Here is an 8574-nt window from a genome sequence, read left to right as displayed (position 1 = left end):
TCGACTTGCATGTGTAAGGCATGCCGCCAGCGTTCAATCTGAGCCAGGATCAAACTCTTCAGTTTAATCTCTGTTACTTTTGCCGTTTTACCGGCTCTCTTATTGCTAAGAGGTCGCTCACTCAAAATACTGACAGGCCACTACTTTCGTAGCGCCTATTTCATTACTTCTTGTGAACATTTGATATTTTAAGTATCGCGGAACTAAGTTTAACCTTGGTTCCGCGTGCACTTTCATCAAACGTCCACACTTATCGACTGTTAATTTTTAAAGAACTTTATTCGGTACTGCTTGCACGCTTGACAAATCGTTTTGTTCGTCAGCGAAGAAGAAAGAGTATGAAGCGTTTCGCTTATTTCGTCAACCCCTCAACCACTTCTTCTTTTCTCGTTTCGCGCCGCATTTGTGTGCGTCGTTCTGCGAGGGGGCGAACTATAGCAAAGCCGGGATTGAACTGACAAGGTTTATTTTTGCTCTACCGCCGCGAGCGCTACGCGCCGCACTTGGATGGTGCTACATTAAGGCCCAGAGCCGCCAACGGCCACCGGAGACCGAGACAAATGGAACGCCACACCGCGCCACATCTGAGCACGGCATGGGAAGACACCATGCCGCTGATTATCGAAACCTCGCACCGCCGCTCCCGGCAGTACGGACTGCGTCCGGACTCCGCCGCCGACCTGGGCCGCGTCCCCACCGTCGACCTCTCGCTGCTGCTCGAACAAAACCGCTTGCTCCACACCCACGCGGTGCCGGCGATGGAAACGCTGTACCAGCAAATCGTCAACACCCACAACATGGTGATCCTGACCGACGCCCACGGTGTGATCGTCCACTCCCTCGGCGACGATGACTTCCTTGAGAAGGCCAACCGCGTCGCGCTGCAGCCCGGCGCCGCCTGGTCCGAGCAAAGCAAGGGCACCAACGCGATCGGCACCGCGATCGCCGAGCAGGCCCCGGTGCTGGTCCACGCGGAACAGCACTACCTGACGGCCAACCACTTCCTCACCTGCTCCGCCGCGCCGATCGCCGACCATCTGGGCAACGTCATCGGCGTGCTCGACGTTTCCGGCGACCAGCGCAGTTTTCACAAGCACACCATGGCGCTGGTGCGCATGTCCGCGCTGATGATCGAGAACCAGCTATTCTCCGCCACCTATGAAGACTCGATCACCCTGCATTTCCACGCGCGGCCGGAGTTCATCGGCACGTTGATGGAAGGGATCGCTTCGTTCAGCCCCGGCGGGCGCTTCCTCGCGGCCAACCGCAACGGCCAGTTCCAACTGGGCCTGTCGCCGGCGGAATTGCAGTCGCATACCTTCAGCTCCCTGTTCGGCCTGCCCTTGTCGGCGCTGTACGAGCACTATCGCACCGCGTCGCCTGGCTTGCTGAACCTGTGCATGCACAGCGGCGTGCGCGTGGCGGGCCGCGCCCAACTTCGGCTGAGCAAGGGCGTCTTCCAGCAATCGCTCACGCACGAGAAACCGGAACGCACCGAACGGCCCAGCGCCACCCAGGCCGCGGCCGCCAAACGCCGCCTGTCCGGCCTGCGCTACCTGCGCACCGGCGATCCGCAACTGGAATTGGTGATCGACAAGGTGACGCGCGTGCTGGGTCACGACATTCCCATCATGATCATGGGCGAGACCGGCACCGGCAAGGAGCTGCTGGCCCAGGCGATCCATAACGATTCCCCGCGTGCGATGAGCCCTTTCGTCGCGGTCAACTGCGCGTCGATCCCGGAGACGCTGATCGAATCCGAGCTGTTCGGCTATGAGGACGGCGCCTTTACCGGCGCGCGCAAGAAAGGCGCTATCGGCAAGATTCTTCAGGCCAATGGCGGCACGCTGTTCCTCGACGAAATCGGCGACATGCCATACGGCCTGCAGGCGCGGCTGCTGCGCGTGTTGCAGGAACGCGTGGTCACGCCGCTCGGCAGCGACAAGTCGATACCGGTGAACGTGGAACTGATCTGCGCGACCAATCACAATCTGCGCGAGCGTATCGCCAAAGGTTTGTTCCGCGAGGATTTGTATTACCGGCTGAACGGACTGGTGGTCAAGCTGCCGCCGCTGCGCGATCGGACCGATCTGGAGAGCGTGGTCAAGAAGATCCTCTCCACCGAGGCGGAGAGTGGACGTTATCGTGTTTCGGAGGAAATCCTGCGCCTGTTCCGCCGGCATCGCTGGCCTGGCAATTTCCGGCAGTTGACCAATCTGCTGCGCACGGCCGTGGTCATGGCCGGCGATGAGCAGGAGATTGGTCTGCGCCATATGCCGGATGATTTCCTCGATGATGTTGAACAGGATGGCGAGCAAGTGTCGCCGCGGCCGGGCAACGGCGGCGTCGATGCCAATCTTGGGGAGATGGAGATACACGCCATCAACAAGGCGCTGGCGGCGCACGGCGGCAATGTCTCCGCCGCCGCGCGCGCCCTCGGCATCTCGCGCAATACGATATACCGCAAAATACCGAACCTCAAATAGCGTTACGCCTGCCGCTTCAACAGCGACACCTCCTCGTCGCTGAACAAGCGCGAGCGGGTCAGGAAGCGCTTGCCGGTGCCGTTGTCGAGCGAGAACATGCCGCCGTTGCCGGCGACAACGTCGATGATCAGCTGCGTGTGCTCCCAGTAGGCGAACTGTTCGCATCCCATGTAGAACGGCGCGCCGTCCAGCTCGCCCAGGAACACGTCGGTATCGCTGATGTTGAACTCGCCCGCCTGGTAGCACATCGGCGTGCTGCCGTCGCAGCAGCCGCCGGACTGGAAGAACATCAACGGCCCGTGCCGGCCGCGCAGCGCGGCGATCAGCTCGAGCGCCGCCGGCGTGGCCGTGACACGGGCGATGGCCGCGCTCATGGTCAGAAGAAGCCCAAGGCGTTGGGGCTATAGCTGACCAGCAAGTTCTTGGTCTGCTGATAGTGGTCCAGCATCATCTTGTGGTTCTCGCGGCCGATCCCGGATTGCTTGTAGCCACCGAACGCGGCGTGCGCCGGATACAGGTGATAGCAATTGGTCCAGACCCGGCCGGCCTGGATCGCGCGGCCGACCCGGAAGGCGCGCGAACCGTCGCGCGTCCACAGCCCGGCACCCAGGCCGTACAGCGTATCGTTGGCGATGCGCAGCGCGTCGGCCTCGTCCTTGAAGGTCGTGACCGACACCACCGGTCCGAAAATCTCCTCCTGGAAGATGCGCATCTTGTTGTCGCCCTTGAACACCGTCGGCCGCACGTAGTAGCCCTCCTTCATGTCGCCGCCCTGCACGTTGCGCTCGCCGCCGGCCAGCAGCTCGGCGCCCTCCTGCTTGCCGATGTCGATGTACGACATGATCTTCTCCAGCTGCTCCTGCGACGCCTGCGCGCCCAGCATGGTGGAGGCGTCGAGCGGGTTGCCCTGCTTGATCGCGGCGACGCGCGCCAGCGCGCGCTCGATGAATTTCTCGTAGATCGATTCCTGGATCAGCACGCGCGACGGGCAGGTGCACACCTCGCCCTGGTTCAGCGCGAACATGGCGAAACCTTCCAGGCACTTGTCGAAGAAGGCGTCGTCGGCGTCCATCACGTCGGCGAAGAAGATGTTCGGCGACTTGCCGCCCAGCTCCAGGGTCACGGGGATCAGGTTCTGCGCCGCGTACTGCATGATCAGGCGGCCGGTACCGGTTTCGCCGGTGAAGGCGATCTTGGCGATGCGCTTGTTCGACGCCAGCGGCTTGCCCGCCTCCAGGCCGAATCCATTGACTATGTTCAACACGCCTGGCGGCAACAGATCGGCGATGATCTCCATCAGCACCATGATCGACGCCGGCGTCTGCTCCGCCGGCTTGAGGACCACGCAATTGCCGGCCGCCAATGCCGGCGCCAGTTTCCACACCGCCATCAGGATCGGGAAGTTCCATGGAATGATCTGGCCGACCACGCCGAGCGGCTCATGGAAATGATAGGCGTAGGTTTCCGCATCGATCTGCGCCACCGACCCCTCCTGGGCGCGGATGCAGCCGGCGAAGTAACGGAAATGGTCGATCGCCAGCGGAATGTCGGCGGCGGTGGTTTCGCGGATCGGCTTGCCGTTGTCGATGGTCTCGGCGGTGGCGATCAACGTCAGGTTCGCCTCCATGCGGTCGGCGATCTTGTTGAGGATGTTGGCGCGCTCGGTTTGCGAGGTCTTGCCCCACGCATCCTTGGCGGCGTGCGCGGCATCGAGCGCCAGTTCGATGTCTTCAGCGGTCGAGCGCGCCACTTCGCAAAACACCTGGCCGGTGATCGGCGTGATGTTGCCGAAGTATTCGCCCTTGACCGGCGCGACGAACTTGCCGCCGATATAGTTGTCGTACCGTGGTTTGAAGGGATTGGCTACGCCCAGTTTGCTGATGTCTGCGAGATTCATGTCGTCCTCTTTCTGCTGTGGTGATGTGGTGTTGGTGTCCACCTTTCTTCCGCAAACACCGTGCCAGCAGCGCCGAGGGGGATGGCGGCCGATTTCCCGGTCGGCGGCGTGTGACAGTGTTCAGTTTTGACACACCGCTGGAGCAACCGCGGCGCACTTTTTGCGTCGGCCGGGTATATTGCAGGCTGCCCATCCGGAGAAAACATGAAGCGTTCCCCAATTCAACTTAATGCCGTCGCCGCGCTGTTCGCGCTTGGCGCTTCCAGCCTGGCCAACGCCGCCTCGCCCGACAGCGCCGACGCGCCGGTCGAGGTCGTCGTCGTCAGCGCCACGCGGGTCGGCCACACCGTCTTCGACATGCCGGCCGCGATCGACGTCGTCGACGCCGCCCGCATCCATGAATCCCAGGCAAGGGTGAACGCTTCCGAGGCGTTGGCGGCGGTGCCGGGCCTGGTGGCGCAGAACCGCCAGAATTATGCGCAGGACTTGCAGATCTCGTCGCGCGGCTTCGGCGCGCGGTCGACCTTCGGCGTGCGCGGCGTGCGGCTGATCGCCGACGGCATTCCGGCCAGCATGCCCGACGGCCAGGGCCAGGCCGCCACCTTCAACCTCGACATGGCAGAACGCATCGAAGTATTGCGCGGCCCGTTCTCGGCCATCTACGGCAACCACTCGGGCGGCGTGATCCAGCTGTTCACGCGCGACGGCGACGGTGCGCCCACCATCGAAACCAGCCTCACCGCCGGCAGTTACGGCACCCGCAAGGCCGACCTCAATGCGCAGGGCAAGCAAGCCGGTGTCGGCTACGTGCTCGACGCGTCCCGCTTCGAAACCGACGGCTACCGCGCGCACAGCGCGGCCACGCGCGACCAGGCGTTTGCCAAGCTGACCGTGGAGCCGCTGGACAACGCCAAACTGACCATCGTCGCCAACGCGCTGCGCCAGGACGACACGCAAGATCCACTGGGCGTGACGTGGGCCACCTACCAGCGCGACCCGCGCGCGGGCGAAATCGACGCCACCGATACCCAGGCGCCGAAGCGCACGCTGGCCGACCGCTACAACACCCGCAAGAGCATCGATCACACCCAGGTTGGCGCCACATGGGAGCAGCGCTTCGGCGAGGACCGGCTGCGCGTGACCGCCTACGGCGGTAATCGCGAAGTCATCCAGTACCAGGCGTTTTCGCGCGGCTTCCAGGCGCCGCCGACGCACTCGGGCGGCGTGGTGGATTTCGATCGCGACTTCTACGGCACCGACCTGAGCTGGATGCACGTCAGCCAGCTGGCCGGCGGCAAGCTGAGTACGACGGTCGGCGTCGAATACGGCCGCTCCACCGATGGCCGCCAGGGCTATGAAAACTTCCTCGGCGCCCGGTTGGGCGTTCAGGGGGCGCTGCGCCGCGACGAGCAGGACAAGGTCTCCAATCTCGATCCGTATGTGCAGGCCGAGTGGCAATCCGGTCCGTGGATGCTGAGCGCGGGCCTGCGCCGCAGCAGCGTGAAGATTTCCGTCGACGACCGCTTCCTCGGCAATGGCAACGACAGCGGCCGCCTGGAGTACAGCCACACGACGCCGGTGCTGGGCGTGCTGTACCGCGTGTCGCCAATGCTCAACGTCTACGCCAGCGCCGCGCGCGGTTTCGAGACGCCGACGCTCAACGAACTGTTCTACTCCGGCACGGGCGGCGGCTTCAACTTCGGCTTGCAGCCGGCCGAGAGCACGCATCTGGAAGCCGGCATCAAGAGTAAGCTGGGCGAGCGCACCAGCATCAACGCCTCGGTATTCCAGGTCCGCACCACCGATGAAGTGGTGGTCGACAGCAGCGGCGGCGGGCGCACCAGTTATCGCAACGCCAGCAAGACCTTGCGGCAGGGGTTGGAAGTGTCGCTCGACTCGGCGTGGCGCCACGGTTTGAGCACGCGCGTCGCATTGACCAGTTTGCGCGCGATCTACGATCAGAGCTACGGCGCGGTGCTGGAAGGCAGCCGCCTGCCCGGCGTTCCGAACGCCAACGCGTATGCGGAAGTGGCGTGGAAGGATAACGGCGACCGCTACGGCGCCGCGCTGGAAGCGATCGCCAGCAGCAAGATCTACGCGGACGATGGCAATGTGGATCAGCCGGCGCCGGGCTACGGCATATTGAATGCGCGGGTCGGCGCCAAGCAGCAGTGGCGAGGCTGGCGCTTCAAGCAATTCGTCAGGCTGAACAATCTGCTGGATAAAAACTATGTCGGCTCGGTGATTGTCGGCGACACCAACAAGCGCTATTACGAAGCGGCCCCGCAACGCAACTGGCTGGTCGGCGCCGGCGCGCAATACCAGTTCTAACGGCCGAACGCCGTAACCGGCCATGCATGCGCCCGACCATGCCTGCGTGGCCGATTGCGCCAATCCTACGCGGCCCGCTCCACCAGCCTATCGAGCAAGCGCTCCCGATTGGCCAACACAAAATCGACAAACACCGGCTCCCTGACCGCCAGCCTCACCAAACCCGGCAGCATCAAATAACAATACCCCGCGACCTTGCGCACCGCCGCGTCGTTGCGCAGTGCCGCCTGCGTGATCGATCCCGAGTTTCCGCCCAACATGGGCATGATGGTCGCGCGATGCTTATCCAATACCGCTGAAACCGGTCCGGTCAGTTTTTCGGCCATTCTGTTGTGCTCGCTGGTATCGCTCATGTCAACGCTCCTGCAAAGTTGTGGAATCTGGATAGTGCCCCGCTGACGCGAACGGGTTATGTGTTTGCGCAAGCGAGCACGAAATGCGCTAAGGTGAACGTCTCATATAGGAATATCCCCATGAACCAGCAAGTGGCCCAACCGTTTGATGCGATCGTTGTCGGCAGCGGACCGGGCGGCGCCAGCGTCGCGCGCGAACTGGCGCGCCGACAACTCCGTGTGCTGATACTGGAACAAGGCAGCGCGGCGCCGCTGCAGGGGACGCTCTCGCAAATGGCCGGCATCGCCGCCGTGCCCGGCAAAGGCGCCTACATTCATCGCGACGCTTCGCTTTTGGTTAGCGGCGTCGCCGCCGGCGGCACCACCACGATCAACTTCGCCACCGCCGCGCCGCCACCGCTGGCAATGTTCGCCGCCCACGGCATCGATCTGGCGCCGGCGTTGGAATCGCTGCGGGCGGAATTGCCGATGGCGCCGCTGCCGGACGCGTTGATCGGCCCGCTGGCCAAGCGCATCGAGCAAGGCGCCCTGGCGCGCAAGCTCGATTGGCGCAAGCTCGACAAACTGATCCGGCCGCAGTCATGCCGCACCGGTTGCTGGCGTTGCGTCTATGGTTGCCCGTTCGGCGCCAAGTGGACCGCCCGCGATTTCATCGACGAGGCCGTTCAGCTTGGCGCCGTCCTGCTCGATGAAGCCAGGGTGGAGCACGTGATCGTCGAGAACGGCCGTGCGACCGGCGTGCGCTATCGGCGCGATGGTGAAATGCGCGAGGCGTTCGGCGCGAACGTGGTGTTGGCCGGTGGCGGTATCGGCAGTCCGCGTCTCCTGTACCGCTCCGGCCTGCACGCGGAAAGCAGCGCTTTCTTCAGCGACCCGGTGATCGCGGTAATGGGCGTGGTGGAGGATATCGACGGCGGCGCCGAGGTGCCGATGGCGGCCGGGATGTATATGCACGAGGAAGGTATCGCGCTGGCGGATATGACGTTGCCGAAGCCGATGTACCAGGCCTTCGCGGCGCAGGTCGGGCGGCTCGACCGCTTGATGGCGCACTCGCGAACGCTGACTCTGATGGTGAAGATACGCGACGATATTGGCGGGAGTGTCGGACCGCGCTGGGTGGATAAGACGTTGACCGCCGCGGATCGGGCGAAGTTGGCGACCGGGGTTGGCATGGCGCGCGAGATTCTACGTGCGGCCGGGGCGAAAAAGATCTTCAAGAGCTGGCATTTCGCAGCGCATTCTGGCGGCAGTTTGCGCATTGGGGATGTTGTCGATGGCGATTTGCAGACTACCACGCGGAATTTGTTTGTTTGCGATGCGTCGGTGATTCCCGGACCTTGGGGATTGCCGCCGACATTGACGCTGCTTTGTCTGGGAAAGCGGCTGGGAACGAATTTATAAACGAAATCTACGGACGAAAAAAAGCCCCGACCAAATCATTGGAAGGGGCTTTTTAATATAACTAGCCTGACGATAACCTACTTTCACACTGGTTGCAGCACTATCA

The 8574-nt window shown here is 63.1% G+C and carries 6 protein-coding genes and 1 rRNA gene; 3 read left to right on the top strand and 4 right to left on the bottom strand.

All coding sequences use genetic code 11. The features are described 5' to 3' along the window. A 16S ribosomal RNA gene (locus BMX85_RS29760) occupies positions 1-65 on the bottom strand; the annotation flags it as partial. Positions 66-560: 495 nt separating this feature from the next. Here BMX85_RS29760 and BMX85_RS29755 point away from each other — a divergent pair. Continuing rightward, the gene (locus tag BMX85_RS29755; RefSeq protein ID WP_229210735.1) at positions 561-2486 is read left to right on the top strand and encodes a sigma-54-dependent Fis family transcriptional regulator; all 1926 of its coding nucleotides are present in this window, start codon (positions 561-563) and stop codon (positions 2484-2486) included. Positions 2487-2488: 2 nt separating this feature from the next. Here the strand turns inward: BMX85_RS29755 and BMX85_RS29750 are convergent, their stop codons facing one another. Together BMX85_RS29750 and adh are read right to left on the bottom strand one after the other, a co-directional pair. Continuing rightward, positions 2489-2860 (bottom strand): DUF779 domain-containing protein, encoded by a 372-nt coding sequence (locus tag BMX85_RS29750; protein WP_090328516.1) that lies wholly within the window; start codon positions 2858-2860, stop codon positions 2489-2491. A gap of 2 nt (positions 2861-2862) precedes the next feature. Continuing rightward, complete coding sequence (gene adh / locus BMX85_RS29745) at positions 2863-4383, bottom strand: aldehyde dehydrogenase (protein ID WP_090328506.1); 1521 nt, start codon at positions 4381-4383, stop codon at positions 2863-2865. A gap of 204 nt (positions 4384-4587) precedes the next feature. Here adh and BMX85_RS29740 point away from each other — a divergent pair, with 204 nt between their 5' ends. Further along, on the top strand, positions 4588-6714 hold the full coding sequence (locus BMX85_RS29740; RefSeq protein ID WP_090328502.1) for a TonB-dependent receptor family protein: 2127 nt from the start codon (positions 4588-4590) through the stop codon (positions 6712-6714). Between the two features lie 65 nt (positions 6715-6779). Here the strand turns inward: BMX85_RS29740 and BMX85_RS29735 are convergent, their stop codons facing one another. Next, complete coding sequence (locus tag BMX85_RS29735) at positions 6780-7067, bottom strand: hypothetical protein (RefSeq protein ID WP_090328497.1); 288 nt, start codon at positions 7065-7067, stop codon at positions 6780-6782. 120 nt (positions 7068-7187) lie between these two features. Between BMX85_RS29735 and BMX85_RS29730 the strand changes: the two genes are divergently transcribed. Next, positions 7188-8468: an FAD-dependent oxidoreductase gene (locus tag BMX85_RS29730; protein WP_090328493.1), complete on the top strand. Its 1281-nt coding sequence runs from the start codon at positions 7188-7190 to the stop codon at positions 8466-8468. The last annotated feature ends 106 nt before the right edge of the window (positions 8469-8574 follow it).

The sequence above is a fragment of the Duganella sp. CF517 genome (genome assembly GCF_900110275.1).
Classification (GTDB): Bacteria; Pseudomonadota; Gammaproteobacteria; order Burkholderiales; family Burkholderiaceae_D; genus Rugamonas.
This window is presented reverse-complemented; position numbering and strand designations above follow the sequence as displayed.

Bases quoted from the DNA above. Each gene is read 5' to 3' on its own strand.
- BMX85_RS29755 (WP_229210735.1), top strand. From the start codon at position 561: ATGGAACGCCACACCGCGCCACATCTGAGCACGGCATGGGAAGACACC.
- BMX85_RS29750 (WP_090328516.1), bottom strand. From the start codon at position 2,860: ATGAGCGCGGCCATCGCCCGTGTCACGGCCACGCCGGCGGCGCTCGAG.
- adh (WP_090328506.1), bottom strand. From the start codon at position 4,383: ATGAATCTCGCAGACATCAGCAAACTGGGCGTAGCCAATCCCTTCAAA.
- BMX85_RS29740 (WP_090328502.1), top strand. From the start codon at position 4,588: ATGAAGCGTTCCCCAATTCAACTTAATGCCGTCGCCGCGCTGTTCGCG.
- BMX85_RS29735 (WP_090328497.1), bottom strand. From the start codon at position 7,067: ATGAGCGATACCAGCGAGCACAACAGAATGGCCGAAAAACTGACCGGA.
- BMX85_RS29730 (WP_090328493.1), top strand. From the start codon at position 7,188: ATGAACCAGCAAGTGGCCCAACCGTTTGATGCGATCGTTGTCGGCAGC.